The sequence below is a fragment of the Sphingomonas sp. BL-S-30 genome (assembly GCF_055521475.1).
Genome location: NZ_CM145481.1, coordinates 1,735,945 through 1,762,016 on the forward strand (window position 1 = coordinate 1,735,945; position 26,072 = coordinate 1,762,016).

Consider the following 26,072-nt stretch of genomic DNA (forward strand, 5'->3'; position numbering starts at 1 on the left):
TGCCCCCCACATTAGAGGCGTCTGCGAATTGACCGGACGTCCATCCGCTTAGGAGTTTTTCTTGATGAAGTTGCTTCCGAACGTCGCCCTGGCCCTGATGCTGTCGCTTGGTGCCACCGCCATGGTTGCCGCGCCCGCAACCGCGCAGAAGAACAAGAAGGACGACAAGGCGGAGGCGGGCGTGCCCAAGCTGTCCGCGAGCCCGGCCTTCGGCAAGGCCGCGCAGGAGGTCAAGAAGGCGCTCGATGCCAAGGATTATGCCACCGCCGAAGCCAAGCTCGCCATCGCCGATCCGCTCGCGACGACGGACGACGACCGGTATTTCGCCAATATCTTCCGGCTGAACATCGCAAGCGAGAAGAAGGATAACGCCACGCTGGCCACCGCGCTCGATGCGCTGATCGTGAACCCGAAGACTCCGCCGGCCGATCTTCCCGCCTATAATTTCGTGCGCGGCACGATCGCGATCGACGCGAAGCAGAACGAGCAGGCCATTCCCTTCCTGCTGAAGGCGCGCGAACTCGGCTATGCCAAGTCGGACCTCTCGGTATCGCTGGCCCAGGCTTACGGCTCGACCAACCGGACAAAGGACGCGATCGCGGAGCTCGACAAGGCCGTCGCCGCCGAGACGGCGGCTGGCCGGACGGCGCCTGAATCCTGGTACGCCTATGCCGTGAGCAACAGCTATGCCGCGCGCGACGTTCCGACCGCCGAAGACTGGCTCGTGCGTCAGCTCAAGGCCTATCCGAAGGTCGCCACCTGGCGCACCGCGGTCGGCAATTTCCGCAAGGTGACCGATCCGACCAACACCAAGTTCACCAAGGCGCAGAAGCTCGACCTGTACCGCACGATGCGCAGCACCAAGGTGTTGAGCGATCCGAACGATTATTATGGCTATGTGCAGGCAGCGCTGGATTCGGGCCTGCCATGGGAATCGGCCGCGGTGATCGATGAGGGCCGCGCGGCCGGCAAGATCCCGGCGGGCGATGCCGATATCGCGCGCGTCTATACGGCGGCTCAGACAGCGATAAAGTCCGAAGTGTCGGCGGCAAGCGCCGCGGGCAAATCCAAGCCGAGCGTCGCCGGCGACATTTATTATGCCGCGGGCGATTATGCGAAGGCCGTGGAAAGCTACACGGCGGCCGCCGGTCAGGCCGGTGCCGATGCGAGCACGGTGAACATGCATCTCGGCATGGCGCTCGCCAATCTCGGCCGCAAGGACGAAGCCAAGGCCGCTTTCGCCAAGGTCGCCACCGCGCCGCTGAGCCAGATCGCGCATCTGTGGACGATCTGGCTGGACTCGCCGCCGCTGGCGTGATTCACAGGAGCTAAGAGCGCGACCGCCAGCGCCGGTTTTGGAGAGTATCAGTAATGAAGACGATTTCGACGATGGCGCTGGCGGCGCTGCTGACGGCGAGTGCCGCAATCCCGTTCGCGGCGACCGCTGCGGGCAAGAAGGAACAGCCGGCGTCCGACGGTCCGGCGAGCTTCGTCCTGTCCAAGCAGGTGCGGGATTCGGCGGCGGCGGCGACGCTGGCGCTGAAGGCCAATGACCTGGCGGGTGCCGAAGGCGCGATCTCGACGATCGAGCGGAGCGCGAGCAATGACAGCGAGCGCTTTGTCGGGCGGACCCTCCGGGTGAGGCTGCTCAGCGCATCGCCGGTGACGGTCCAGACCCAGACGGCGATGGTCAAGCCGCTGACCGAACTGATCGCCGATCCGCGCACGTCGAAGGACGACGCGGCGCGGTACAACTACACGCTCGGCGATTTCGCCTATGCGCGGAAGGATTATGCCAAAGCGGTGCAATTCTATCGTCAGGCGCGCGAGAATGGCCTGCGCGACGACGAACTGAACCTGCAGATCGTGCGCGCGAACATGGAAGGCGGGCAGGTTTCCGCTGGCGCGGCCGAAGTCGATGCGCTGATCGCTGCCCAGCTCGCGGCAGGCAAGAAGCCGCCGGAAAGCTGGTATCGCTTCACGACGCAGCGACTCCGGCTGAAAAAGGCGCCGGAGACGGCGGCCTGGACCGGCAAATGGCTCGCTGCCTATGGCACCAAGGCGAACTGGCATGACGCGATCGCGATCAACGGCTTCAAGGACGAGGACGAGACCAAGCTGAGCGCGGCCGAGCGCAAGGATCGCGACACCCGGTTCGTCGACCTGTTCCGCCTGATGCGCGCGACCAAGAGCCTGGCCGGCCAGAAGGAATATCTGGAATATGCCCGGCGGGCGAACAATCTCGGCCTGAAGGACGAAGCGAAATCGGTGATCCAGGAAGGGCTCGCCTCGGGCGCGATCCCGCCCAAGGACCCGGAGAGCATCCGCCTGCTCGGCACCGTGCCCGCCAAGGGCAAGGCGGCGCCGGCGGCTGGCCCGACCGAAGCCGCCGCGCGCAAGGCGGCAAATGGCGAGCTGGCGGCACAGCTCGGCAATATGAGCATCGGCAGGGGCGCCTATGCCAAGGCGGTCGAGATGTACGATCTCGCGCTGGCAAAGAGCGTCAAGGATGCTGACGATGTGCGCCTTCACCGCGGGATCGCGCTGGCGCTCGCCGGCGACAAGGAGCGCGCGCGCGCTGATCTGGCGACGGTCGCCACCGCGCCCGACAGCGACACGGCGACGCTGTGGAAGATCTGGCTGGATACTCCACCCGCCGTATAGCGGTGGCCGGCGGATGGTGCGGTCGGGAAGGGGCGGCGTGGCCGCCCCTTTTCGCGTCAGTCCTGCCGCACCGGGATGCCGGGCAGCGCCTTGGCGGTGCGGATCGTCAGCGAGGTCTTCACGCTCGCCACGTTCGGCGCCGGCGTCAGATGCGTGGTGAGGATCTCCTGAAAGCTCTTCAGGTCAGTCGCCACGATCTTGAGGATGAAGTCGATCTCGCCGTTCAGCATATGGCATTCGCGGATCTCGGGAATCTGTGCGACATGGTCCTCGAACGCAGCGAGATCATGCTCGGCCTGGCTGCGCAGGCTGACCATCGCGAAAACGGTGATCGGATAGCCCAGGGTGGCCGCGTCGAGCTCGGCATGATAGCCGCGAATCGCGCCGGCTTCCTCCAGCGTGCGGACCCGGCGCAGGCAGGGTGGGGCGGTCAAACCGACTCGTTCCGCCAGATCGACATTCGTCATCCGGCCATCATCCTGCAGCAATCCCAGAATCCGCCGGTCGATCGAATCAAACGCCATTACGCAAAGCTCCCCGCCGGCTCTGTCTTTGTGGCGAGCGGCCGGCGTTCAGCATAAGATAATTGCGGGCGAACGCAATTGTCCCACATTGCTACGCGCCAAAAACAGGTGTTTCGCCGGCCATGCCGGGCGTCTAAGCACGTCCCGCGGCGCGGCCCTCGCGACCGGTGGGAATTCGATCTTTGCGCTTCGACGACAGCCTCGAAACGGTTCTTTCGGCGGACATGTCAAGCTCGCTCGGCGCGCAATCGGGCTGGCGGCAGCTGGTCGATCTGATCGCCCGCCGCCGCATCGCGCCCGAGACTGGCGTGATCGAACGACTCAAGGCGATTCGCCCGCTCGTGCCGCCCTCTGTTCGCGCGGCGAGCGCACGGGGCGCGGAGGGTGCAGACCCGCCCGCCGCGCTCGTCCATCTCTTCGTCGAAGACGAGCCGACCATTGCCGCGCCATTGCTCCGCAGCGCAAGGCTGCGCGACGACGAATGGATTGCGATGCTGCCGGCCATGGCGCCCGACGCGCGCGCGGTCCTGCGCTATCGCGGCGACCTGTCGCCGGCCTTGGCGGGTCTGCTGGAGAGCTTCGGCAGCGTCGATTCCGCATGGGAGGCCGTTCCGCATCAGCCGGTCGCCGAGCCCGTTGGCGAATCGCCGCTTTCATTCGCCAGCATCGCGCCTGGTCTGCCGGTCGTCACCGAAGTGCCTGCCCATGACGAGGCTGAAGCGAAGGACGCTGCGGATGCGCCGGAACCTGGCGCCGATGTGATCGAGTTCGCCTATCTGCCGGCACCCAAGGAAGCGGCGAGCGGCACGTTCCAGATCGCCGAGATGGTTGCCCGTATCGACGCCTATCGACAGCGGCGCGAGCAGACGCCCGTCACGCCGATTCGTCTGCCGGTCGAGACCGACCTGTTCGCGCCCGGCTCGGTGCGCGCGCAGGGTTTCCGGTTCGAGACCGACGCGGCGGGCGTGGTCCGCTGGATCGAAGGCGCCGCCCGCGCGCCGCTGATCGGCCTGTCGCTGAATCCGATGGCGATCCAGGGCCAATCGCAGGTGGACGGGGCCGCTGCGGGCGCATTCCGCCAGCGCACGGGCTTTACCGATGCGCGGCTCGTCATCGGCGGCGACTCGGAAGCTGCCGGGCCATGGCGGATCACCGGCATCCCGGTGTTCGACCACGAAAGCGGACGCTTTACCGGCTATCGCTGCACCGCGCGCCGTCCGCGCCCCGACGAGACGGCCGAGCGCTATCCGGATCCCAACCCCGCTTCCGATGCGCTGCGCCAGCTCGTCCATGAATTGCGCACGCCGACCAGCGCCATCGCGGGCTTTGCGGAAATGATCGAATCGCAGACACTTGGTCCCGTATCCGAGGCCTATCGCGCGCATGCGGCCGAGATAAGGGCCCTTGCGAGCAGGCTACTGACCGCGATCGACGATATCGACATGGCCGCGCGGATCGACGCCAGGGCGCTCGATCTGCGCCCGGGCGAGGTGCCGCTGGTGCCGTTGCTCGAGCGCGTCGTGGGCGAACTCCAGCCGCTGGCGGCGCTGCGCGGCACGACGATCGATCTCCATCTCGGCGACAGCGACCTCGCCCTTGCCGGCGATGACCGCGCGGTTGGGCGGCTGATCTCCCGGCTCGCCGCGACGCTGGTGGCGTCGAGCGGGCAGGGCGAGCGGATCGGCATCGCTGCGATGCGCGATGCCGATGCGGTGGTCGCGGTCGTGTTCGATCGGCCGGGGGCGCTTGCCGACTATGCCGGTGACGAGCTGCTGACGATCGACGCGGAAATCGATAACGACCGCGAGGGCGCGCCGCTGCTCGGCACTGGCTTTGCGCTGCGGCTGGCCTGCAATCTCGCGATCGAGTTGCGTGGCACCCTGACCATTGGCGACAAGATTTTGACGTTGCGGCTGCCTGCGGCGCCCGGCGATCGCGCAGGACGGGTTTCTTCTAGCTGATCGCAAGTCAATCCGCGCCTTCATCGGCGCGGCGGCCTTGCCACCCAAGCACGCCCTCCGCTAACGAGCGGCTTGGTGGGGCCTGTAGCTCAACTGGTTAGAGCTGCCCGCTCATAACGGGTAGGTTGCGGGTTCAAGTCCTGCCGGGCCCACCAAAGCTACCGTTCATCTCTTCGAGAGGGTGTCGGAAAACCATTTTGCTCAATCGATTCCGGGGCCGCCATGGGTTCATCGATCCGGCGCCGCCCTCGAAGTGCCGCGCGATGGTTTTTGCGGCGGGCCGGCAAAAAGAAAGAGTCAGACCTCCGCCTGGATCGTGCTCGACTGGAGATCGAAGCGCATCTGGTACCGATCGGCGCGGTAATAGGCCTGGGTCAGCAGCATCGGGCCGCCATCCTCATCGTGAAAGGCTCGGGTGATGCGCAGCAGCGGTGCCATCGAATCGATCTTGAGCGCAGCTGCCATCGCCGAATCGGCCGACACCGCGGCGATCGTCTGCGCCGCGCCGCCGAACTTACGGCCGGATTGCTGGACGAGGCTGACGATAGGGATTTCCTTCAGGCTCTTCTCGGTGATCATGAAGCCGAGATTCTCGGGGACATGGGCGATCGTGCAGCCTAGTGGTTCGCCGTCGAGCCAGCGCAAACGCACGGCGCGGACAACACGGGTGCCCGGCTTTACCCCGAGCAGCGACGCGACCGGGTCATGCACTTCCTCGCGCGTAATTTCGAGAACGGTGACCTTCGTCTTGCGCCCGAACGTTACCAGCGAATCGACGGCCTTGCCGATATCGGCCACGATCGGACGGACCGGCAGATTGTAGATCACGCGGGTTCCCACCCGGCGCTTGCGCTCGACCAGGTGCTGCAGCGCCAGTTCGTCCAGCGCGCGCCGCGCGGTGATCCGGGAAACACCGAAGCTTTCCGACAATTCCTGCTCGGTCGGCACCGACGAGCCAAAGGCGCGTGCGCCCGAAACTATGTCGTCGCGCAGTTGCAGGAAGATCTGATGATAAAGCGGTACGGCCGTCTTGCGATCGACGCTGGATATTTCCCGATTGACGCCGATCATCCAATCCCTCTCCGCACGATGCAGCTCCAGTCCTGACGACCGGGCCGACCCGCCGGTCGAAGGCCGGGGTCGTCCGTATAACTTGAGAATTCCACCCGAGGGAAGCGCATAGCACATAAGTGGTGGTGATTTGATTAAAAGTTATAACATTATAACAAATACCTTGCCGCTCTGTCACACCTGCGTAATATCGTTCCACGGACTCAGGGGGTGGCAATGGCGGCAGGCATACCAGGCGAATTCGACGCGCCCTCGACCGGTCTGGTCGGTTGGACCAGGTTGCAGATCATCGTGGTCGCGATTTGCACCGTGATCAACGCGCTCGACGGCATGGACGTGCTGATCATTTCCTATGTCGCCCCGGCGATGGCCAAGGATTGGGGCGTCAGCTTCGAGGCGCTCGGCATGATCTTCAGCGCCGGGCTGGTCGGCATGATGATCGGCTGCGTGCTGATTGCGCCGCTGGCCGATGGCATCGGCCGCCGCCCGATCGTGCTTGGGGCGCTGGTGCTGATCACGATTGGCGCATTCGGGACCGGCCTCGTCAGCGCTGTCCCTGCATTCGTCGGTTTCCGACTGGTGACCGGCATCGGCATCGGCACGCTGCTCGCCAGCGTCGCGACCCTGGCCAGCGAATATGCGCCAGCTGGCAGACGGAGCATCGCGATCGGTGCGTTCCAGGCGGGGTATCCCGTCGGGGCGGTGTTCACCGGGCTGGCGGCGATCTGGGCTATTCCGCAGTTTGGGTGGCAGCCGACCTTGCTTGGCGCCGGCGTGGTAAGCGCGCTGATCCTGCCGGTCGCCTTCTTCCTGCTGCCGGAATCGCTGGACTTTTTGATGAACCGCCAGCCGGCCGGCGCGCTTGCCGAGATCAACAAGTTGCGTCGTCGTCTCGACCTGATGCCGCTCGACCGCCTGCCGCCGCCGCGTAGCCGGAGCGCCGCGCCGAAGCTTGGCCATCTGTTCGCCAATGGCCTGTGGAAATCGACGGTCACGCTGTGGCTATCGACCTTTCTCGGCTTTCTGGTGCTGTATTTCGTGACGAGCTGGATCCCCAAACTGGCTACCGAGGCCGGGTTGAGCGCCGCCAATTCGCTTTGGGCCGGATCGGTCTTCAATGTCGGCGGGATCATCGGCACGACGAGCATCGGCTGGCTGGCGACCAGGCGCGATATCAGCTGGCTGATCCGCACCTACATGCTGTTCGGCGCTGTGTTGCTCGTTATCTTCAGCATTCCGATGCCGCTCATGCTGGTCTTGATCGTGGCGATCGGCATGGGCCTGACGGTGCAGGGCGGCTTCAGCGGCTTCTATACGCTGGCGGCGCAGATGTACCCCTCCGAGGTGCGCAGTTCGGGCATCGGCTGGGCGATCGGCATTGGCCGCGGCGGATCGGTGATCGGCCCGTTGATGGGCGGTTTCCTGCTCGGCCAGCAACTGCCGCTATGGGTGGTGTTCCTGTGCTTCGCGATCCCGCTCGCGCTGTCGGGGATACTGGCTGCGTTCGTCCGCCACAGGGCGGATCTTGCCTGACCGATTCATCCGCCGCCTGGCGGAATCTTGCTCGGGCCGTGACGGTTGTGACACTTTCAGTCACCCAATTACCATATATGTATAACAAATCGCTTGCGGACCCCGGCGACTCGTGATTTGATATGGATGCATAACAAATGGGGCTGGGGAACGGGCTTTTTCACAACGCCTGATCAGACCTCGACAAGGCGCTCAAAAAGCGCGGCGGAGGACGGGCTGGCTCGCTTCGGGCCGGAAAAAGGGGGTTGATCATGACGCTCGCATACAGACTGACATCGCGTAAAATCTTTCTCGCCACCTTGTTGAGCTCCGCAATCCTGGCAACGCCCGCCTGGGCGCAGACGGCACCTGCGACCACTGAAAAGCCGGTGGACGAAACGGCGGTCCAGGATGCTTCGCCCGACAGCAACGGCGACAACAACGGCGAAATCGTCGTCACCGCCGAGCGTTACGGGGGCACGGTGCGGACCACGCCGATTTCGGTGACTGCCCTCAGTGCGGAACTGCTGACGGAGCGGCAGACCCGCGACGTCCGCGACCTCGCCAACCAGGTTCCAGGCATCACGCTTTCGCAGGCGACGGCCGGGTCGTCCCAGATGAAGATCGTGGTCCGCGGCGCGGGCACCGAGACCGGCGGCATCCGTGCCAACGGCACCGTCGGCGTCTATATCGATAACGTCATCCAGCCGCGTCCCAACGGCGCCTTCTTCGATTTCTTCGACATCGAGCGCGTCGAGTTCCTTCGCGGTCCGCAGGGCACGCTCTACGGGCGTAACACCTCGGGGGGCGCCATCAAGCTGGTGACCAAGCGCCCGACCTATCACTGGACCGGCGCAGGACAGGTCGCCGCGGGCAATTATCAGGCGCTCGAAGGGAAGGCCTATATCAGCGGCCCGATCATCGAGGACAAGCTCGCCTTCTCGCTGAGCGGTCTTTACCGCAAGCGCGACGGGTTCGTTTACAATCTGCCGACCGGTCAGCGCGTCGGCGATCTGGAACGCAGCGCTGAGCGCCTCAAAATCCTGTTCGAGCCGACGGAAAAGCTGACATTCGAGTTTTCGGCCTATGCCATGCAGGATCATTCCGACAGCATTGTCCCGATCCCGCTGATCACGCCGAGCGGCGTGGTGGACCCGTATGCGGTGCCCAACCGCGATCTGACGATCAACGAACTGGTCGCGAACTTTGATCAGAAGATTCTTCAGAAGGGCGCGACGCTCAACGCCACCTATTCCCTCACGGACGAACTCGAACTGGGTTCGATCAGCGGCTATGGTGAGCTGAGGCAGGAAAGCCTGGGCAATGACACCTCGCTGTCAGCGGCGAAAATTGCGGCAAATGGCGGGAAGCTGGTTGTCGCGAATTCGGACCAGGTGCAACTCAAGAGCACCTGGTTTACGCAGGAACTGAACCTGATCTACACGGGCGAGCGCCTCAAGGCTGTCGCCGGGCTGTATTACTTCACCGAAAAGGGCACGCAGCAGGGTGCGCGCAGCGGCAGCCAGACCGACGACGCGTCCAACAAGGTCGAGGCGCCAGCAGTGTTTGCGCAGGCGACCTATACTCTCGGCGGCGGGTTCAGCGTTCTCGGTGGGCTCCGTTATACTCGCGAGACCACCGATTACTTCGCGCTGACGGTCGGGTCCGTGGCCGGTTCGCAGGTTGGCAAGTCGACCTTCTCCTCGCTGACGCCCAAGCTGGGCCTGAACTGGGAGATCAACAGCGACCTGTTCACCTATCTTTCCTGGACCAAGGGTACGCGAAGCGGCGGATTCAACTCGCGCGATCCGATCACCGCGGCGCTGGTGCCGACGCCTTATGGTGCCGAGTGGGTCGACAGCTATGAGCTCGGCGTCAAGATCAACCTGCCGGAGTACCGATTCCGGATCAACGCGACCGCCTATCTCGCCAATTACAGCGACCTCCAGCTGACGACGATCATTCCCAACTCGACGTTCCTGGCAACGCTCAACGCCGGTGCCGCACGGGTCTGGGGTCTCGAGCTGGAGCCGAGCTGGCAGGTGGTCGACAGCCTGAACCTATATGGCAACATGGCCTTCAACGACGGCAAATATACCAAGTCCTTCACCTGCGCGAACCAGTTCGGCGTCTATACCGACTGCACGAACAACGAGATCAAGGGCCTGCCCAAGGCGAAGGTAAGCCTGGGCTTTCGGTTCACGCCGACGCTGGACGGCTTGCCCGGAGCGCTGTCGCTCAACGGCAATTGGGACCACACGTCGAAGGTCTACAACAATATCTCCAATCAGCCGGAACTGGTGCAGACGCGGACGCTGGATCTGTTCAATGCGTCGATCGGCTGGCGCAGTGACGATGGCGTCTGGACGGCCTCTGTCGAGGGACGCAACCTGGCGAACAAACATTATTTGAGCGCCGGCCTGCTGAGTTCCAATGCGGTCAAGCCCTCTGTCGTGGGGTATGTCGCGGAACCCCGCCAGATCATGTTCCGCCTCGGCTTCTCCTTCAAATGAGGGACGCGGGCCGAGCGGACGGGTCATGCGAAGCGTTTTCGCGTTGCATGAAGCTGTATCTGGCAGCCGCCCTTTCGGCCTGCTCCACTTGTCTCGCGACCCCGGCTTTTGCCCAATCCTTCGGTCCGCCATCAGTCGAGCAGGCGCCACCGTTTCCGGTGCCTGATGACGGATATGCCGTGGAAGGGCGGCCGGGGGATCCCGGCTCCGGGTTCGTCCTGCACTATGACCCAAATCTGATTTCCTGGGAGCCGTTCGCGGCCCCCGGTATCCCGGCGGGCTTGCAACGGCGGCTCCTGAGCAAGTCGCCGAGCATGGGAGCAGTGGCGCAGATCACCTATGTTCCCGCGGGATGGACCCAGCCGGCGGGCTATGATGACGTCGATAACGAGATTGTCGTGCTCGATGGCGATCTGAGCATCGGCGACGAGAAGCTCACGAGATACTCTTACAGCTATATGCCGGCAGGCGTGGGGCATGGGCCGGTCACGTCGCGGCAGGGCGCCGTGCTTCTGCAATGGTGGAAAGGCGCACCGAGGTTCGTTGCGTCAGGAACCAGCAAGAAGGGCGCGCGCGCCTATGCCCGCATTCGCGACTGGAATCAGTTCGACGCGGCCTGGCATATCGGCAAGCCGTTTCCGGACTATCGCACCGGCGGCAATTTTCCGGGGGCGCTGCACAAGCTGCTTCGCAAGGATCCTGACACCGGTGAAATGACGTGGATAACGTTCGGCGCGAGCATTCCCGCCCCGCCCAGCGGCAAGCCCAGCAATTTCGGCGGCGGTTATGAAGTGCATCCCAGTTTCGAGGAATATTTCTTCCTCGAGAAGGACAACGACACGGTCATCGGCGAATGCCTGGCGCAGGGCGAAACCCCGGCCGTCTACGGCAACAATACCTATTGGTGGCGCCCCGGCGGCGTGGCGCATGGCGGACATCTGAGCCGCAGCGCCGATGCCCCGGGCTATACCATCTCGATCGTCCGGACCGGTACGCCCCTATGGGCGACCTATGTGACCGACTGCACGTACAAGACCGGCCTCGAGTACAAGAACGGCAGCTGGAAGAAGTACGACTATAACGTGCCGCGGTACAAGGTACACGAATAGCTTAGCGTCAAATGATCCAACAATTTGGGAGCTACCAATGCCAATAAGCAATCGACTCCTATCATGCCTTACGCTGGGTGGCGCGTTGCTGCTGAATTCGACAGCATTGGCACAGGACATCCGGATACCGGAATCGCGCGACCGTTCGAGCGAGTTCGTCGGTTTCGTCCAGCCAAGCACCTTGCACCTGCGTCCGCTCACCTTTCCGGGTCTTGCGGGCGCCGAGTTCAAGCAGCTTAGCTTCGACGAGAAGACCGGCGCGCGGACAATCCTCGCCAAGCTCCCGGCCGGCTGGAAGCAGCCGCCTGGCTATCATTCGGCGGACCTCGAAATGTTCGTCGTCGAAGGCGGTATCAGCATTTCGGACAAGCCGATGGGGCGCTACGCCTATGCCTATTACCCGGCGGGCTATGCCCATAGCTTCGGCACCGCGGAAGGCGCGACTGTCCTGATGTTCTGGAGCGGTGCCCCCGATTACGTCGCCAGCGCCAAGTCGCGCGCCGGCACCGACACCGCCAGCGCCGTTGACGGGCTGCTCTATAACGACGTGGCGATCAAGGAGCCGAGCAGCCTGCCCAAGTTCCGCGACGAGCCGGTCATGGAAAACTCGCCGGTGCAGGTGCGGCTGTTGCACCTCGATGCCAAAACCGGGCAGAAGACCTGGATCGTGATGACGCCGGGGGGCTATCCGGTGATGAGCGGAGAAGGCAAGCTGCCGCTCTGGTCCTCCAGCAAGAGCTGGCAGGAAGGGTATTTGCTCGCGGGCGACATGACGGTCGCGGAATGCCTGCCGCAGGGCCAGGTGGCCGGCACCTACGCACCGAACGGCTATTTCTTCCGGCCTGCCGGCGTCGCCCATGGCGGCCTCAGCCTCTATTCGGACACCTTTGCCGTATGGCTGTACCGCACCGGCCCCGGCCATTGGGAGACCTATCGCAATACGTGCGCAGAGCCGTCCGCGCCCGCCAAGGGAGGTGCACAATGAGCGTGCAAGCCAAAGTCCACCTGCCGGTGGCGCTGGTGCTGGGCCTTGCGATCTTCGCCGCGCCCGCATTCGCCCAGCAATTCGGACCGCCCACCGTCAAGCAGGGCCCGCCCTTCCCGGTTCCCGACAAGGGCTATGAGGTCGAAGGCCGACCTGGCCTGATGCAGAACGTGCCCAATATCGAGTTCGTGAAGTGGGAGCCATTCGCGCCTCCGGGTTTCCCCTCCGGCCTGCAGCGGCGGCTGCTGAGTCAGTCGCCGAGCATGGATGCGGTCGCGCAGATCACCTATGTCCCCGCTGGCTGGAGCCAGCCCATGGGCTATGACGAAGTTGATAACGAGATCATCGTTCTCGATGGCGATCTCAGCATCGGCGAAGGGCCGTCGATCGAGAAGCTCAGCAAATATTCCTATAGCTACATGCCTGCGGGCATGCTGCGCGGTCCAGTCAAGTCTCGCCAGGGCGCCGTGCTGCTGCAATGGTTCAAGGGGCCGCCGAAGTTCGTCGCCTCCAGCACCGGCAAAGCGGGCGCACGCACCTACGCACGAGTTCGCGACTGGAACCGTTACAAGAATGCCTGGTATGTCGATGAGCCGTTCCCGGCCTATCGCACCGGTGGAAACTTCCCCGGTTATCTCCACAGTCTTATCCGCAAGGACCCGGACACCGGCGAGATGACGTGGATGACCTTCGTCTACAGCATTCCCGCTCCCCCCAGCAGCAAGCCCGGCATCTTCGGCGGCGGCGCCGAGATTCATCCCAGCTTCGAGGAATATTACATTCCCGAGGGCACGCGGGTCGCCACATCCGATGAGCGTGGACCGACGCGCGCCGTCTATGGCGGCGAGTGCGTGGAAGGCGGCATCTCGTCCTACAAGCACGGCACGCGGGGCTATTTCTGGCGCGCCGCTGGCGTCGCGCACGGCACCGTTGCCCAGGCGCCTCCCGGCGAACGCGATGGCGACGGTAATCTGAAGGCCGGTAACGGCGAAGCGAATTGGGGCTGGACGCTGGTCCGCACCGGCACCCGGCTATGGGCGACCTATGTCACCGATTGCAGCTACAAGACCGGCATTCAATATATGGGCGGCGCGTGGCGGAAATATGATTACGACGTGCCGCGCTACGAGCCGCACGACTAGATTCCGGGTTCTTGACCAGCCTCAGGGGCCGCTTCGGCGGCCCTTTTTTGCGATCAGCGACCGTGGCGCGCCGTCAGAGGTATGCCCAAGGACGTTTGGCGCGCCCTGCTGGCGACTTGCTGCGATCTCGCTTGCGCCGATGCCCCAAAAGCGTGGAGCTATCGGTTGAGGTGTCGCCGAAAAACGAAGGAAATTTCCCTTCGTTTGTCAAAATATAGCTCTTTATTTTAGGAGGGGCCGGGCCCACCGATTTCTCGCGAGGGCGTTCAGCCAGTCGGGGAGTATCTATGGACAATCGGGTCGCGATCGTGACGGGCGCCGGAAGCGGTATCGGCCGCGCCGTGGCGCTTGCCCTGGGCGAGGCCGGGTGGCGCGTCGTGCTCGCCGGGCGGCGGCACGAGGCCCTTGTCGAAACCGCGGCGCTGGGTGGCGGGTCGATGCTCGCGGTGCCGTGCGACGTGGCCGATGCAGCGTCGGTGGACGCGCTGTTCGACGCGGCGATTGCCGAATTCGGCCGGATCGACCTGTTGTTCAACAATGCCGGCATTTTGGCGCCGCCGGTACCGCTCGACGAACTGGACGTCGAGGCGATCCGGTCGCTGCTCGACGTCAACATCCTCGGCAGCTTCCTGTGCGCCCGTGCGGCGATGCGGGCGATGAAGCGCCAGACGCCGCAGGGCGGGCGGATCATCAACAACGGATCGATCTCGGCCGACCGGCCGCGACCCCATTCCGCACCCTATACGGCGAGCAAGCACGCCATGACCGGCCTGACCAAGTCGATCGCGCTCGATGGCCGCGCCTGGGGCATCGCGGCCGGGCAGATCGATATCGGCAATGCGGTGACCGATATGAGCGCGGCGATGGGGCAGGGCGTGCCGCAGCCCGATGGCAGCATCCGTGCCGAGCCAAGGATGGACGTCGGCCATGTCGCTCGTGCGGTCGTCCATATGGCGGCGCTGCCGCTCGACGCGAACATTCCCTTCATGACGATCATGGCGACCAATATGCCCCTGTTCGGCCGGGGATGACCGAGCGGCCTTGCGTCGCACCCCGGTCCAGCCTAAGCGACCCGTCCGTCGGGGAGTGGCGCAGTCCGGTAGCGCGCCTGCTTTGGGAGCAGGATGTCGCAGGTTCGAATCCTGTCTCCCCGACCATTCTTCCCCGGAATGGATTGCTGCGTCGCTCCGCGCGCCGTTAGGATGGCGGCGTGAAGACGATCCTCGGCATCCCTGCGCAGACCGGCATGAATGTCGTGGCCGGTCTTTCCGTGGCCGGGCTGATGCTGCCCGAGGCCGTCGCCTATGCGGGCATCGCGGGGTTCACGCCCGGGCGGGCCATCCTCGCCGCGCTCGCGGGCGGCGCGGCTTATGCGGTGCTCGGCCGCAGCCGCTTCGCGATCGTCGCGCCGACCTCCTCCTCGGCGGCCATTCTCGCCGCCGCGCTGGCGACGTTGCCGGGCAGTCCGGCCGAGCGCGGCGCGATGGCGATGGCGATGGCCGCGATCGTCGGCGCATTGTTCGCGCTGATCGCCCTGTTTCGTCTCGGCAGCCTGTCGGCGTTCATCGCCCGCCCGGTGCTGCGCGGTTTCGCCTTCGGCCTGGCGATCAACATCATCATCCGCCAGGTGCCGCATCTGCTCGGGCTGAAGCTCGCCTCGTCCTCCACGCTGGCCCTGCTGGCCGACATCGCGGCGAATCTCGGCCGGACGAACCTCGCCAGCCTCACGATCGGGGCGGTCGCGTTGGCACTGCTGCTCGGCCTGCGCGCGACCACTCGTCTTCCCGCCGCGCTGATCGCCCTGGTGCTGGGCGTCGCGGCGTCGCGGATGATCGACCTGCCGGCGCTGGGCGTGGCATCGGTCGGGCCGATCGATTTCCATCTGTCTGCCTGGACGATGCCGGATTTCAGTTTTGCGCGCTGGTCGCGCCTCGCGCAACTCGCTGCCCCGCTGACGCTGATCCTGTTCGCCGAAAGCTGGGGCACCGTGCGAACGCTCGCGCTGCGCCATGGCGACACGCTGTCCGCCAATCGCGAATTCAGTGCGCTGGCCGGCGCGAACCTGTTGTCCGCGCTGGCCCAGGGCATGCCGGTCGGGGCCGGCTTCTCCGCGGCGTCGGCCACCGAGTCCGCCGGCGCGACGAACCGGCTCGCCGCGATCACCGCGCTGATCGCCCTCGCGGCGGCGGCATGGCTGGCCGGCCCGACGATCGAGGCCCTGCCGCAGCCGTTGCTGGCGGCGGTGGTGGTCGCGGCACTGGCGCACGCCCTGTCGCCCGCGCCGCTCACGCGGTTGTTCATGATCGACCGCGACCAATGGATCGCGCTTGCCGCGGCGTGCGGCGTGATCCTGTTCGGGGTGCTCGACGGCATGCTGATCGCGGTCGCCCTGTCGATCGGGGCGCTGCTCAACCGGCTCGCCCATCCCGTGGTGAGCGAACTCGGCTATCTCGATGGCGGCCACGATTTCGTCGACCGGGCGCGCCATCTCGACGCCAGGGGCGTGGAGGGCATGGTGATCTTTCGACCCAATGCGCCGCTTTTCTTCGCCAATGCCGAACAGTCGCTCGGCACCATCGCGGCGAAGGCGCTGGCAAGAAGCGGTGACACCCATGTCGTGCTGAGCCTGGAGGAGAGCGACGATCTCGACAGCACCGCGCTGGAGGCGATCGCCGAGTTCGAGAAGCTGCTGGCGGCGAAAGGCCTGTCCCTGCAGCTTGCGCGGGCGCATGATCGCGTTCGCGACGTGCTGGTGGCGGCCGGGTTCGATCGCCTGGCGAAGGGTGCGTCGTTCAGTGTGGCGGACGCGGTGCGCGCGGTGAAGGCGGGAAAAGGGAACGACGATGTACAACCTGCTTGAGCCACGGCTGCAGCCCGTTCCGCTCGCCGCGCTGCGCCCGACCCAGATGACGGTCGGCATGATCGAGGTGGACCGCAAAAGACGGCAATGGCAGGGGCATGTCGCCGCGGATGGCCCCGATTTCCTCGGAAGTCACATGATCCCGGTGGTGCTGGGGCCGAAGCAGGTTCCATGGCTGATCGATCATCATCACCTGGCGCGCGCGCTGCACGACGAAGGGGTCGAGCATGTGCTGGTCAGCGTGGTCGCCAGGCTGGGCCATCTGCGCAAGGCGGAATTCCTCACCTTCATGGACAATCGCAACTGGCTCCACCCCTATGACGCGAAGGGCCGAAGGTGCGACGTCGCCGACATGCCGCGTTCGCTGGGCAAGCTCGTCGACGACCCGTACCGCTCCCTGGCCGGGGCAGTGCGGCAGGCCGGCGGCTATGCCAAGACCGACACGCCCTATGCCGAATTCCTTTGGGCCGATTTTCTCCGTGGACGGATTTCGGCGAAAAGGGTGGCGGACAGGTTCGAAAAGGCAGTGAACAAGGCCCTCGAGATCGCGCATGGCGAGGAGGCGAGGCACCTGCCGGGTTATTGCGGGACCTTCTGATCGACGGCGGCGCCATGGGCCTTTGGGGCGTGGCCACCCTTGCGCGGAATCAGGTGAAGCACCGCGACGATGACGCCGCCGACGATCATGCCGACCACCGCCGATCCGAGCGCGCCGACCAGCCATTCGACCAGCCCCTGCGCCACCGGCGAGGCGTGGCCGACTGCCTCAGCCGCATCGTGCAGCCCGTGCGAGATCACGCCCAGGCCGAATTCCTCCAGCCCATGCACGATGAACCCGCCGCCGACCCAGGCCATCGCCGCGACGCCGAGCGTCGACAGGCCCTCAAGCAGCAAGGGCATCGCCTTGACCAGCCCACGGCCGAGGGCGCGGACGCCGGCCGATCTGCGCTGGGCCAGGTGCAGGCCGATATCGTCCATCTTCACGATCAGTCCGACCACGCCATAGACGCCGACAGTGATGGCGATGCCGACGGCGGCCAGCACCACGCCTTGCATCACCACCGACTGTTCGGGGATGTCGGACAGGGCAATGACCATGATCTCGGCCGACAGGATGAAATCGGTGCGGATCGCGCCGCCGACCTGGCGCTTTTCCAGCTCGGCCGGATCGTGGATCTCGGCGACTTCGTCGGCGTGATGTTCGCCGACGATCATCTCGAAGATCTTCTCGGTCGCCTCGAAGCAGAGATAGGCGCCGCCGATCATCAGCAGCGGCGTGATCGCCCAGGGCGCGAAGCTGCTCAGCAGAAGGGCGGCTGGCAGCAGGAACAACAGCTTGTTGCGCAGCGATCCGATCGCGATCTTGGCGATGATCGGCAACTCGCGGTCGGGCGTCAGGCCGACGACATAACGCGGCGTGACCGCGGTATCGTCGATCACCACGCCCGCTGCCTTCACGCCCGCCCGGCCTGCCGCGCCGGCGACATCGTCCACCGAGGCCGCGGCCAGCTTCGCGATCATCGCGATATCGTCGAGCAGCGCTACAAGGCCTCCGGGCATTCGATCTCTTTCAGCTATGGTGCGGGCCGTTGGTATCGCATTCGACGCGAAGCGCCAGTGGATCGGGCCGCCGCGATGTGGAAATTCGGCAGATCCTCGCAGGAGCCGGGCTGGCGTGGTCGGCCGCGGCCCGGGGGTCAGTCGCGCGACATGGCCAGCCCGGCGAGAAGCGGCGCGTAGGCGGCAAGCCTGCGGGATACGAACTCCGTGAAGAGCCGCACGCGCTTCGTCTTGCGCGTCTCCCCCTGCGTGAGAAGCCAAACCGCTCCATATTGGTGCAGGTCGGTGCCTGGTACCCGCACCAATAGCGGATCGGCATCTCCGACGAAGCACGGCAATGTCGTGATGCCGAGCCCCTGCCGCGCCGCGGCGAGTTGCGCCTCGGCATCCGTGACCCTGAACGGAACCCCGGCGGTGCGAACCTCCCCCTCGCTGGCCCAGTCCGGAATGCCGTGCATGCTGATGACGATCCACCGCATGGAATCGGGCGCGCCCGCACGCCAGGCGGCCAGTCGATCGCGCGAGATATAGACGGCGCCGAACAGCTCCGGCCCCTTCAGGCCGTGAAGATTGAGCGGCAGGGTCTTGCGGTCATAGACGACGCGGATCGCCACGTCGGCCTCGCGGTTGGTCAGATTTGCCAGCTCGCCGGACGACAGGATTTCCATCTCGATGTCCGGGTGCAGGCGCGCGAAATCGGAGAAGTCCGGCATGAGCAGGTGAGTGGCGAGGGGCGGCGCCAGCGTCACCCGCAAAAGCCCGCGCACGCTCTGGTCGCGGCCGAAGATTCGCGTCTCCAGCTGGTGCGACGACGCTTCCATCTGGTTCGCGAGCTCGAGAACCTCCTCGCCCGCGGCGGTCAGGCGATAGCCCGCAGGCAGTTTTTCGAACATCTGTGCCCCGAGGCGTTCCTCGAGCTGGGCGATGCGTCGCAGCACGGTCGAGTGGTTCACGCCCAGGCGCGCGGCGGCAGCCCGCACCGAGCCCCCACGTGCGACGGCGAGAAAGTAGCGAACGTCATCCCAGTCGATCATGGTGCGATCCTGCACCGCGGAGTGCGCCCAATCAACTGTCGTTGTTGGCGAGAGCCCATCCAGCCGGATGAATTTCGCACCACCGATGTGCGCGTTTTTGCACTGAACGCCTGACGCCGGCGGCCCCATCTGGTGGTTCTCGGGAGCGTTCCCAAACGCTCCAGCCAGGGATACACGACATGAACAGACTGAATGGAAAGACCGCCGTGATCACGGGTGGCGCTACCGGCATCGGCCTTGCCGCTGCAAAGCGCTTCATCGAGGAGGGCGCCTTCGTCTTCATCTTCGGCCGTCGGCGGGAAGCGCTCGACGCCGCTATCGCCGCGCTCGGGCCCGATGCCCGTGCGGTGAAGGGCTCGGTCTCCGAGCTGGCCGACCTCGACCGGCTTTACGCGGCGGTGAAGGCCGAGCGCGGAACCCTCGACATCGTCTTTGCCAATGCCGGGGCGGGAAGCCAGCTTGCGCTCGGCAAGATCACCGCCGAGCACATCGACGAAACCTTCGACACCAATGTGAAGGGGACGATCTTCACGGTCCAGAAGGCGCTGCCGCTGATGAGCGCGGGCGGTTCGATCATCCTGACCGGATCGAGCGCCGGCACCACGGGCGCTCCGGGAATGAGCGCCTATAGCGCGAGCAAGGCGGCCGTGCGCAATCTTGCGCGGACCTGGGCGGAGGACCTGAAGGGCACCGGCATCCGGGTAAACGTGCTGTCGCCCGGGGCGACGGCGACCGAGCTCGCCAAGGACGCGCTGGGCGAGGAGGGCCAGAAGGCCTTCGCCGCGATGACGCCGCTCCAGCGCATGGCCGATCCAGCCGAAATCGGGGCGGCGGCTGCCTTTCTCGCGTCGTCGGACAGCAGCTTCATGACCGCCAGCGAACTCGCCGTCGACGGCGGCCTTGCCCAACTCTGACGCGCTGGCCTGGCGCCGTTGAGGCCCAAGAAATCACTATCAACACGAAACGGAGAACTATCATGAGTTATGCAATCATAGGCTTCGGCAAGATCGGCCAGGCGCTCGCCCACGCCTTCGCCCGCAAGAACATCGCGGTAACCGTCGCGAGCCGCCGGCCGCCCGAGGCACTGGCGCCGCAGGCTCGGGCGATCGGGCCCATGGTCGTCGTCAGGTCGCTGCAGGATGCGCTCGAGGCCGATACGATCATCCTGGCGGTCCCGTTCGGGGAGCATGGCGAGGTTGCGAAGGCCCTGCCGAGCTGGGAAGGCAAGACCATCATCGACGCGACGAACACGTACGGCGTTCCCCCTGAAGAACTGGACGGTCTCCCGTCCTCTGCCTTCGTTGCGAAGGCGTTCCCTGGCGCCAGGCTCGTGAAAGGGTTCAATCACCTGATCGCGGCCACCCTGGCCACCGATCCGGTCGTCAAAGGCGGGCACCGGGTCGTCTTTCTGTCGAGCGACGATGAGGATGCGGTCGCGCCGGTGGCGGCCCTGGCCAGGCAACTCGGCTTCGCCCCCGTCGCGCTGGGCAAGCTCAATGAAGGTGGCGCGCTGGTCCACGCACGCGGCCGCATCTGGGGGCCGCTGATCTTCCAGGACCTGTTCAAGAAGGAGCAGTAACGGATCTGCCGCTGCTGTCAGAAACGGCTCACCACATGGCGGCTGTGACGGCGCTGTCTCCTGATCAGGTCTTTGTACAGTCCGCGAGATAGGCGCGCTCGCGATAGTCGAACCAGTCGATATCCGCCGCCAGCCGCCGGCCGGATGTGTCCTGACAGGCAACCCCCACGAACGCGCCGGTGAAGTTGGGCAGGCCCGGCGCGCTCGCTTCGTCTGACAGGATGCTGGCGTCGAACTGCTCGCGCAGCCAGGTCCAGTCGGCGTCGCCCTCGATACGGAAGGCGAAGCGGAGGCGTTCGTAATCGACCTCGGCGCGGAGGTGGATCCGGCCTTCCGCCGCGACGGGGTGGATTTGCGAAAAAGCGTCGCCCTGGGGCGAGTCGGGCAGGGCCGACATGACCTGGATCTGGCGGCCGCCATCGTCACCAGCGGTGACGAACAGATAATGATATTTCGAGCCGTTATAATAGCAGACCAGGCCGGCCGCCTGCTGATAGCTTTGCGGGGCGAACTCGACGATCGTCTCCGCCGAATAGCAAAAGGCCTGTTGCCGGCGCGCGACCAGCGCCTGTTCGAACAGGCTGCCCAGTGACTCCCGGCCGAACAGGCGGAGATGGCCGGGGCGGGCAGTGAGGCTGAACAGCTTTTCCGGCTCGGGCGAGCGGAGCCATTGGAAGTCGATCGGCAGCACGTCGTCGTCGAAGTCCGATCGTACAGGGGGTCCCAGCGTCGGCGCATCGAGCGTCGGCATGGGGATGTCGAGTACCGGGATGCTGTCGCCGCTCGCCGTATAGAGCCAGCCATCGTCCGCCCAGCGCATCGGCTGGATTGCGGTCTCGCGGCCCATCACGCAGCGGCCGCGATTGGGGAGGGGGCGACCGCAGAGATAGACCATCCAGGGCTCGCCCTCGGGGGTCTCGACCAGATCGGCATGGCCTGCGCGCTGCAGCGGCGCATCGGGGCGGTCGCGCGCGCTGAGGATATAGGTGTCGGGGTGGAGTTCATAGGGGCCGGTCAGCGAGCGCGAGCGCGCCATGGTCACGGCGTGGTTCCAGGCAGTGCCGCCTTCGGCGGTGATGAGATAATAGAAGCCGTCGCGCTTGTAGAGATGCGGCGCCTCGGTGAGGCCCAGCGGGGTGCCTGCGAAGATCAGGCGCGGTTCGCCGATCAGGGCGCTGGCCTCGGGCGCATATTCCTGCAGCACGATGCCGGCGAAGCGGTTGCGGCCGGGCCGATGGTCCCACAGCATGTTGACGAGATATTTGCGGCCGTCATCGTCGTGGAACAGCGAGGGGTCGAAGCCGCTGCTGTTGAGATAGACGGGGTCGGACCAGTCGTCCTCGATGGTCTCGCTCGTCACCAGGTAATTGTGGAAATCGCGCAGCGACGCGCCCGAAGCGCCGCCGGTGGTGGTGCGGCCATAGCGCTTCACGTCGGTGTAGATCAGATGAAACCGGTCGCCGTCATGCGTCAGGCACGGCGCCCAGACGCCGCAACTGTCCGGATCGCCGCGCATGTCGAGCTGGCTCGCCCGCACCAGCGGGCGGGCGACCAGCGTCCAGTTGGCCAGGTCGCGCGAATGATGGATCTGCACGCCGGGAAACCATTCGAAGGTCGAGGTCGCGATATAATAATCCTCGCCGACGCGGACGATCGACGGGTCGGGGTTGAAGCCGCGGAGGATGGGATTGCGGATCATGCGGGCTCGGGGTCCTTCTGGGGTTCGGGGGCGCGGACGAGAATCCACATCACGGCGGCGGCGAACAGGTCGAGGATGCCGAGCGCGACGAAGAACGGGCCATAGCCGATCGTCTCGACGAAATGGCCCATCGCGAGCGAGAAGATCAGCACGCCGAGATTGGCCATGGTGCCGGCAATGCCCGCCGCGGTGCCGACTTCGTTCCGTGGGAACAGGTCGGACGCCATGGTAATGCAGGTGACGGACAGAGTCTGGTGCGCAAAGCCGCCGAGGCAGAGCAAAGCGACCGCCGCGGCGGCGCTTTCGACCTGGCCGACGAACATCATGCCGGTCATCAGCACCGCACCCAGCGTATAGGCGCCGCGCCGCGCGTTGATCAGGCTCACGCCGCGCCGTTGCAGCCATAGCACCACGGCGGGCCCGAACAGGCAGCCGAGATCGGCGGCGATGAAGGGCAGGCCGGCGAACATCGCGATCTGGCCGAGATCGAAATGGCGGACGGTGGTGAGATAGAGCGGCATCCACAGGGTCAGCGTGCCCCAGACCGGATCGGCGAGGAACCGGGGCAGCGCGATGCCCCACAGGTTGCGACGGCGCAGGAGGCGGCTGAGCGGCGGCTTGTCCTCGGTGGCGCGGAGATAGGTTTCCTGGCCTTCGAGGATCTCGGCCCTTTCCTCGGGCGAGACGGTCGGATGGGTTTCGGGTGAATGATAGAGGCGCCGCCAGCAGGCGGCCCAGATCAGCGCGAAGATGCCCGCGACGATGAAGGCGCCGCGCCAGTCCCACACATAGACCGCGCCCGCCACCAGAAGCGGGGCGAGCACCGAGCCGAGCGAGGCGCCGATATTGTAGACGCCGCCGGCAAAGCCGCGCTCGCGGGCCGGAAACCATTCGGAGATGACCTTCAGCGCGCCAGGATGGGCGGTGCCCTCGGCAAAGCCGAGCAGCGCGCGCAGGCCGGCGAGGCTGACCCAGCCGGTCGCCAGGCCGTGCGCCATGGTGATCACGCCCCAGGCCGCGGCGAACAGCGCGAGGCCGGTCTTCAGCCCGATCATGTCGAGAATATAGCCGGCGATCGGCTGCAGCATGATGCCGAGCTGAAAGCCACCGGTGATCCAGCTATATTGCTCGGTGCTGATATGCAGCTCGGTCATCGCGGTCGGCGCGGCGACGCCCATGATGCTGCGGGTCAGATAGTTCAGGATGGTACCGATCATCACCAGCCCGATGATCCACCAGCGGATCTTCATCATCCTGCCAATCCGCATCGCGATTCCTCCCCGCGCGTCGGGCGCCGTTGTGGCTCGATCGCTGATGGTAGCGATAACGATCTGGCCCGTGCTGGCAAGATCGCGGGGCGGTCGCGGCCGATTTGCGGGGAGGATGGCCAGGTGATACAATTTGCGGGCCTGTTCGGGAGAGCGGAAATGCGTCGTGCCCTGTTGCCGGTTGCCCTTGGCGCCATCCTGCTATCGTCCGCCGCCGACGCAGCGCGCGCACCGCGGGAGAGCTGGGGCAAGGCCGGCGTTTCGCTCGATCAGTATCGCGAGGACGCCGTGCTGTGTGGTCGCCAGGCCTATTATCTGGATGTTTCGGACACGCCGGCTGCCAAGGCGCTGGTGCGGGCGTCGAGCCAGATCGAGAATCTCGCCTCGAACATCAACGAGAATGCGTTGCAGCCGATGTCGGGGGTCGAAGCGATCACCATGGCAGTGCAGGGCGCGCGGCCGGAACAGCGTTTCCGCGAGATCGCCGCGCTGCAGAAATCGACGCTCGAAAAATGCCTGACCTCGCTGGGCTATGTCCGTTTCCGCCTGACCGAGGAGCAGCGCGACCATCTGTCGAAGCTCCGGTCGGGCACGCCCGAGCGTCACGCCTATCTCCACTCTCTTGCCAGCGACCCGAAAATCCTGTCGACGCAGCATGGCTGATCGAGAGGAGACATGATGATCAAGGTGGGGGTGATCGGGTTCGGGCTGGCCGGCAAGAGTTTCCATGCGCCGTTGATCGACGCGGTCGAGCGGCTGAAGCTCGCGGCCATCGTCACCTCGCGCGTGGACGAGGTCGCCGATGCTTTTCCCGGTGTCGCGGTGGTGCCGACCGCGGAAGCGCTGATCGCCGATCCGTCGATCGACCTGATCGTGATCGCCACGCCCAATGAACTGCACGCGCCGCTGGCCAGGGCGGGACTCGAGGCGGGCAAGCATGTCGTGATCGACAAGCCCTTCGCGGTCGACCCGGCCGATGGCGTCGCGCTGATCGAGCTGGCGGCCGCGCGCGGGCTGGTGCTGTCGGTGTTCCACAACCGGCGATGGGACGCGGATTTCCTGACGGTACTCGATGTGCTCGGTGGTGGTGCGCTGGGCGAAGTGATGCTGGCCGAGCTGCGCTGGGACCGGTTCCGTCCGGCGATCAAGCCCGGCTGGCGCGAAGCGACGGTGGAGCAGGGCGGGGGCATGCTCGCCGATCTGGGGCCGCACCTGATCGACCAGGCGCTGCAATTGTTCGGCACGCCGGAGGCGATCACCGCCGACATCGCCGCGCAACGCGCTGACGTGGTGGTCGACGATTATTTCGAGCTGACGCTGCACTATGGCGAACGCCGGGTGATCCTGTCCGCTTCGACTCTGATCGTCGCGCCGCGGCCGCGCTTCGCGCTGCACGGGAGCAAGGGCAGCTTCGTGAAGTTCGGCCTCGATCCGCAGGAAGCGATGCTGCGCGCCGGCGCGACCGCCAATGACGCCGGTTATGGCGAGGAAGCGCCCGAAGCGTTCGGCACCCTGACCGTCGCCGAGGGCCAGCCCGAGCTGGTGCCCTCGGTGCGCGGCGACTGGCGGCGTTATTATGAGGGCGTGGCCGACGCGATCCTCGATGGCGCGCCGCCGCCGGTCGACCCGGCGGATGCGCTGATCGGGCTCAACCTGATCGCCCTTGCTCGGCGGAGTGCCGCGGAGGGGCGCAGGCTGCAAGTCTGAGCGGGAGCGCCGTCGGCCCTTGGTGCCGTGCCGTGGCCATCCCGCTCGGCGCGGATGCCGGCCAGCCGCGTTTCACGCAGTCGGCACCGTCCCGCCATCGATGACATATTCGGTGCCGCTGATCGCGCCGGCGCGCGGCGACGCAAGGAAGGCGATGAGGTCGGCGACTTCGCATGGCTTGGCCGGGCGTCCGAGCGGAATACCACCCAGTGAGTCCATGATGATCTTCTTGCCGCCCTCATAGTCAGTGCCGGCGTCCTTCGCGAGCCGTTCGGCCAGCGCGACGGCGGCGTCCGTCTCGACCCAGCCGGGCGACACACGGACCACGCGGATGCCTTTGGGCGTCACTTCCTTCGACAGGCTCTTGCTGTAGGTCGAAAGAGCGGCCTTGGCCGCCGCATAGGCGGTGGTCGATTCCGGCAGGGGCAGCTCATGCTGGATCGATGTCACATGAATGATCACGCCCGAACCCCGCGCGATCATCGATGGGAGCAGCGCCCGGTCGAGCCGCACGGCAGGCAGGAGATTGTGGTTGAGTTCCTTCAGCCATTCGGCATCGCTGAGCGCGGCAAAGCCGCCTGCAGGGGCGCTCGATCCGCCGAGCACATTGACGATGATGTCCACGCCCCCGAACCGCGACAGCACCTCTTCCGCGAGAGCGGCGCATCCTTCGGCCGTCATGAGATCGGCGGCGATATAGTCGAGATCGTCGTTGCTCTCGGGGACGCTCCGCGCAGCGGCAATCACGCCGACACCGGCGTCGCGCAGGCTTTGCACAACCGCCGCGCCAACGCCTTTGGTTCCGCCGCTGACCAGCGCGCGCTTGCCTTCCAGGCCAAGGTCGAAACTCATGATCGGTCTCCGGCTGAACTTGTGGGCCGGCG

At 65.6% G+C, this 26,072-nt stretch carries 22 protein-coding genes and 2 tRNA genes; 17 read left to right on the top strand and 7 right to left on the bottom strand.

The annotated features are described in order from the left end of the window. Positions 1 to 64: 64 nt before the first annotated feature. Both ACZ1I5_RS07990 and ACZ1I5_RS07995 read left to right on the top strand, forming a co-directional pair. Positions 65 to 1,318 carry a tetratricopeptide repeat protein gene (locus ACZ1I5_RS07990; protein WP_465173168.1) on the top strand — a complete coding sequence of 418 codons (1,254 nt, stop codon included), beginning with the start codon at positions 65 to 67 and terminating at the stop codon, positions 1,316 to 1,318. 53 nt (positions 1,319 to 1,371) lie between these two features. After that, complete coding sequence (locus ACZ1I5_RS07995; protein ID WP_465173169.1) at positions 1,372 to 2,664, top strand: tetratricopeptide repeat protein; 1,293 nt, start codon at positions 1,372 to 1,374, stop codon at positions 2,662 to 2,664. A gap of 56 nt (positions 2,665 to 2,720) precedes the next feature. On the opposite strand, the gene ACZ1I5_RS08000 is transcribed toward ACZ1I5_RS07995, so the two are convergent. After that, complete coding sequence (locus tag ACZ1I5_RS08000) at positions 2,721 to 3,188, bottom strand: Lrp/AsnC family transcriptional regulator (protein ID WP_372853614.1); 468 nt, start codon at positions 3,186 to 3,188, stop codon at positions 2,721 to 2,723. A gap of 224 nt (positions 3,189 to 3,412) precedes the next feature. Here ACZ1I5_RS08000 and ACZ1I5_RS08005 point away from each other — a divergent pair, with 224 nt between their 5' ends. Both ACZ1I5_RS08005 and ACZ1I5_RS08010 read left to right on the top strand, forming a co-directional pair. Continuing rightward, on the top strand, positions 3,413 to 5,149 hold the full coding sequence (locus ACZ1I5_RS08005) for an ATP-binding protein (RefSeq protein WP_465173170.1): 1,737 nt from the start codon (positions 3,413 to 3,415) through the stop codon (positions 5,147 to 5,149). Positions 5,150 to 5,227: 78 nt separating this feature from the next. Next, a tRNA-Ile gene (locus tag ACZ1I5_RS08010) sits at positions 5,228 to 5,304 on the top strand. A 142-nt stretch (positions 5,305 to 5,446) separates the two neighbouring features. Here ACZ1I5_RS08010 and ACZ1I5_RS08015 read toward each other — a convergent pair. Continuing rightward, positions 5,447 to 6,220, bottom strand: a complete 774-nt coding sequence (locus tag ACZ1I5_RS08015; RefSeq protein WP_465173171.1) for a GntR family transcriptional regulator — start codon at positions 6,218 to 6,220, stop codon at positions 5,447 to 5,449. A 216-nt stretch (positions 6,221 to 6,436) separates the two neighbouring features. Between ACZ1I5_RS08015 and ACZ1I5_RS08020 the strand changes: the two genes are divergently transcribed. The 9 genes from ACZ1I5_RS08020 (at position 6,437) to ACZ1I5_RS08060 (ending at position 16,939) form a co-directional block, all read left to right on the top strand. Next, a complete protein-coding gene (locus ACZ1I5_RS08020; RefSeq protein ID WP_465173172.1) occupies positions 6,437 to 7,753 on the top strand; it encodes an MFS transporter in 1,317 nt (438 codons plus the stop codon). A 251-nt stretch (positions 7,754 to 8,004) separates the two neighbouring features. After that, a complete protein-coding gene (locus tag ACZ1I5_RS08025; protein ID WP_465173923.1) occupies positions 8,005 to 10,245 on the top strand; it encodes a TonB-dependent receptor in 2,241 nt (746 codons plus the stop codon). A gap of 47 nt (positions 10,246 to 10,292) precedes the next feature. Further along, positions 10,293 to 11,354, top strand: a complete 1,062-nt coding sequence (locus ACZ1I5_RS08030) for a DUF4437 domain-containing protein (RefSeq protein ID WP_465173173.1) — start codon at positions 10,293 to 10,295, stop codon at positions 11,352 to 11,354. Between the two features lie 106 nt (positions 11,355 to 11,460). Beyond that, positions 11,461 to 12,339 (top strand): DUF4437 domain-containing protein, encoded by an 879-nt coding sequence (locus ACZ1I5_RS08035; RefSeq protein WP_465173174.1) that lies wholly within the window; start codon positions 11,461 to 11,463, stop codon positions 12,337 to 12,339. After that, positions 12,336 to 13,481: a hypothetical protein gene (locus ACZ1I5_RS08040; protein ID WP_465173175.1), complete on the top strand. Its 1,146-nt coding sequence runs from the start codon at positions 12,336 to 12,338 to the stop codon at positions 13,479 to 13,481. The genes ACZ1I5_RS08035 and ACZ1I5_RS08040 overlap by 4 nt, the downstream gene beginning before the upstream one ends. Positions 13,482 to 13,768: 287 nt before the next feature. Then, a complete protein-coding gene (locus ACZ1I5_RS08045; protein WP_465173176.1) occupies positions 13,769 to 14,512 on the top strand; it encodes an SDR family oxidoreductase in 744 nt (247 codons plus the stop codon). Between the two features lie 49 nt (positions 14,513 to 14,561). Continuing rightward, a tRNA-Pro gene (locus tag ACZ1I5_RS08050) sits at positions 14,562 to 14,638 on the top strand. A 53-nt stretch (positions 14,639 to 14,691) separates the two neighbouring features. Then, positions 14,692 to 16,341, top strand: coding sequence for a SulP family inorganic anion transporter (locus ACZ1I5_RS08055; RefSeq protein ID WP_465173177.1), 1,650 nt, complete (start codon positions 14,692 to 14,694; stop codon positions 16,339 to 16,341). Next, positions 16,325 to 16,939, top strand: coding sequence for a ParB-like protein (locus tag ACZ1I5_RS08060; protein WP_465173178.1), 615 nt, complete (start codon positions 16,325 to 16,327; stop codon positions 16,937 to 16,939). Before ACZ1I5_RS08055 ends, ACZ1I5_RS08060 begins: the two co-directional genes overlap by 17 nt. On the opposite strand, the gene ACZ1I5_RS08065 is transcribed toward ACZ1I5_RS08060, so the two are convergent. Further along, the gene (locus ACZ1I5_RS08065; RefSeq protein WP_465173179.1) at positions 16,921 to 17,901 is read right to left on the bottom strand and encodes a DUF808 domain-containing protein; all 981 of its coding nucleotides are present in this window, start codon (positions 17,899 to 17,901) and stop codon (positions 16,921 to 16,923) included. The two genes, ACZ1I5_RS08060 and ACZ1I5_RS08065, sit on opposite strands and share 19 nt — an antisense overlap. A 137-nt stretch (positions 17,902 to 18,038) precedes the next feature. Next, positions 18,039 to 18,935, bottom strand: coding sequence for a LysR family transcriptional regulator (locus ACZ1I5_RS08070; protein ID WP_465173180.1), 897 nt, complete (start codon positions 18,933 to 18,935; stop codon positions 18,039 to 18,041). Between the two features lie 179 nt (positions 18,936 to 19,114). On the opposite strand from ACZ1I5_RS08070, the gene ACZ1I5_RS08075 reads away from it, so the two are divergent. Further along, a complete protein-coding gene (locus ACZ1I5_RS08075) occupies positions 19,115 to 19,849 on the top strand; it encodes an SDR family NAD(P)-dependent oxidoreductase (RefSeq protein WP_465173181.1) in 735 nt (244 codons plus the stop codon). 62 nt (positions 19,850 to 19,911) lie between these two features. Then, a complete protein-coding gene (locus ACZ1I5_RS08080) occupies positions 19,912 to 20,514 on the top strand; it encodes an NADPH-dependent F420 reductase (RefSeq protein WP_465173182.1) in 603 nt (200 codons plus the stop codon). 64 nt (positions 20,515 to 20,578) lie between these two features. On the opposite strand, the gene ACZ1I5_RS08085 is transcribed toward ACZ1I5_RS08080, so the two are convergent. Next, complete coding sequence (locus tag ACZ1I5_RS08085; RefSeq protein WP_465173183.1) at positions 20,579 to 22,213, bottom strand: glycoside hydrolase family 43 protein; 1,635 nt, start codon at positions 22,211 to 22,213, stop codon at positions 20,579 to 20,581. Next, on the bottom strand, positions 22,210 to 23,466 hold the full coding sequence (locus ACZ1I5_RS08090) for an MFS transporter (RefSeq protein WP_465173184.1): 1,257 nt from the start codon (positions 23,464 to 23,466) through the stop codon (positions 22,210 to 22,212). Before ACZ1I5_RS08090 ends, ACZ1I5_RS08085 begins: the two co-directional genes overlap by 4 nt. 174 nt (positions 23,467 to 23,640) lie before the next feature. Between ACZ1I5_RS08090 and ACZ1I5_RS08095 the strand changes: the two genes are divergently transcribed. Both ACZ1I5_RS08095 and ACZ1I5_RS08100 read left to right on the top strand, forming a co-directional pair. After that, positions 23,641 to 24,144, top strand: a complete 504-nt coding sequence (locus tag ACZ1I5_RS08095; protein WP_465173185.1) for a hypothetical protein — start codon at positions 23,641 to 23,643, stop codon at positions 24,142 to 24,144. 12 nt (positions 24,145 to 24,156) lie between these two features. After that, positions 24,157 to 25,188 (top strand): oxidoreductase, encoded by a 1,032-nt coding sequence (locus ACZ1I5_RS08100; RefSeq protein ID WP_465173186.1) that lies wholly within the window; start codon positions 24,157 to 24,159, stop codon positions 25,186 to 25,188. Between the two features lie 72 nt (positions 25,189 to 25,260). Here the strand turns inward: ACZ1I5_RS08100 and ACZ1I5_RS08105 are convergent, their stop codons facing one another. Next, on the bottom strand, positions 25,261 to 26,040 hold the full coding sequence (locus tag ACZ1I5_RS08105; RefSeq protein WP_465173187.1) for an SDR family oxidoreductase: 780 nt from the start codon (positions 26,038 to 26,040) through the stop codon (positions 25,261 to 25,263). Between the last annotated feature and the right edge of the window lie 32 nt (positions 26,041 to 26,072).

What these genes read in the sequence shown, in the direction of transcription:
- ACZ1I5_RS08100 (WP_465173186.1), top strand. Translation starts at nt 24,157, where the DNA reads ATGATGATCAAGGTGGGGGTGATCGGGTTCGGGCTGGCCGGCAAGAGT.
- ACZ1I5_RS08065 (WP_465173179.1), bottom strand. Translation starts at nt 17,901, where the DNA reads ATGCCCGGAGGCCTTGTAGCGCTGCTCGACGATATCGCGATGATCGCG.
- ACZ1I5_RS08015 (WP_465173171.1), bottom strand. Translation starts at nt 6,220, where the DNA reads ATGATCGGCGTCAATCGGGAAATATCCAGCGTCGATCGCAAGACGGCC.
- ACZ1I5_RS07990 (WP_465173168.1), top strand. Translation starts at nt 65, where the DNA reads ATGAAGTTGCTTCCGAACGTCGCCCTGGCCCTGATGCTGTCGCTTGGT.
- ACZ1I5_RS08060 (WP_465173178.1), top strand. Translation starts at nt 16,325, where the DNA reads ATGTACAACCTGCTTGAGCCACGGCTGCAGCCCGTTCCGCTCGCCGCG.
- ACZ1I5_RS08000 (WP_372853614.1), bottom strand. Translation starts at nt 3,188, where the DNA reads ATGGCGTTTGATTCGATCGACCGGCGGATTCTGGGATTGCTGCAGGAT.
- ACZ1I5_RS08040 (WP_465173175.1), top strand. Translation starts at nt 12,336, where the DNA reads ATGAGCGTGCAAGCCAAAGTCCACCTGCCGGTGGCGCTGGTGCTGGGC.
- ACZ1I5_RS08045 (WP_465173176.1), top strand. Translation starts at nt 13,769, where the DNA reads ATGGACAATCGGGTCGCGATCGTGACGGGCGCCGGAAGCGGTATCGGC.
- ACZ1I5_RS08105 (WP_465173187.1), bottom strand. Translation starts at nt 26,040, where the DNA reads ATGAGTTTCGACCTTGGCCTGGAAGGCAAGCGCGCGCTGGTCAGCGGC.
- ACZ1I5_RS08025 (WP_465173923.1), top strand. Translation starts at nt 8,005, where the DNA reads ATGACGCTCGCATACAGACTGACATCGCGTAAAATCTTTCTCGCCACC.
- ACZ1I5_RS08080 (WP_465173182.1), top strand. Translation starts at nt 19,912, where the DNA reads ATGAGTTATGCAATCATAGGCTTCGGCAAGATCGGCCAGGCGCTCGCC.
- ACZ1I5_RS08005 (WP_465173170.1), top strand. Translation starts at nt 3,413, where the DNA reads ATGTCAAGCTCGCTCGGCGCGCAATCGGGCTGGCGGCAGCTGGTCGAT.
- ACZ1I5_RS08095 (WP_465173185.1), top strand. Translation starts at nt 23,641, where the DNA reads ATGCGTCGTGCCCTGTTGCCGGTTGCCCTTGGCGCCATCCTGCTATCG.
- ACZ1I5_RS08070 (WP_465173180.1), bottom strand. Translation starts at nt 18,935, where the DNA reads ATGATCGACTGGGATGACGTTCGCTACTTTCTCGCCGTCGCACGTGGG.
- ACZ1I5_RS08020 (WP_465173172.1), top strand. Translation starts at nt 6,437, where the DNA reads ATGGCGGCAGGCATACCAGGCGAATTCGACGCGCCCTCGACCGGTCTG.
- ACZ1I5_RS07995 (WP_465173169.1), top strand. Translation starts at nt 1,372, where the DNA reads ATGAAGACGATTTCGACGATGGCGCTGGCGGCGCTGCTGACGGCGAGT.
- ACZ1I5_RS08075 (WP_465173181.1), top strand. Translation starts at nt 19,115, where the DNA reads ATGAACAGACTGAATGGAAAGACCGCCGTGATCACGGGTGGCGCTACC.
- ACZ1I5_RS08085 (WP_465173183.1), bottom strand. Translation starts at nt 22,213, where the DNA reads ATGATCCGCAATCCCATCCTCCGCGGCTTCAACCCCGACCCGTCGATC.
- ACZ1I5_RS08090 (WP_465173184.1), bottom strand. Translation starts at nt 23,466, where the DNA reads ATGATGAAGATCCGCTGGTGGATCATCGGGCTGGTGATGATCGGTACC.
- ACZ1I5_RS08030 (WP_465173173.1), top strand. Translation starts at nt 10,293, where the DNA reads ATGAAGCTGTATCTGGCAGCCGCCCTTTCGGCCTGCTCCACTTGTCTC.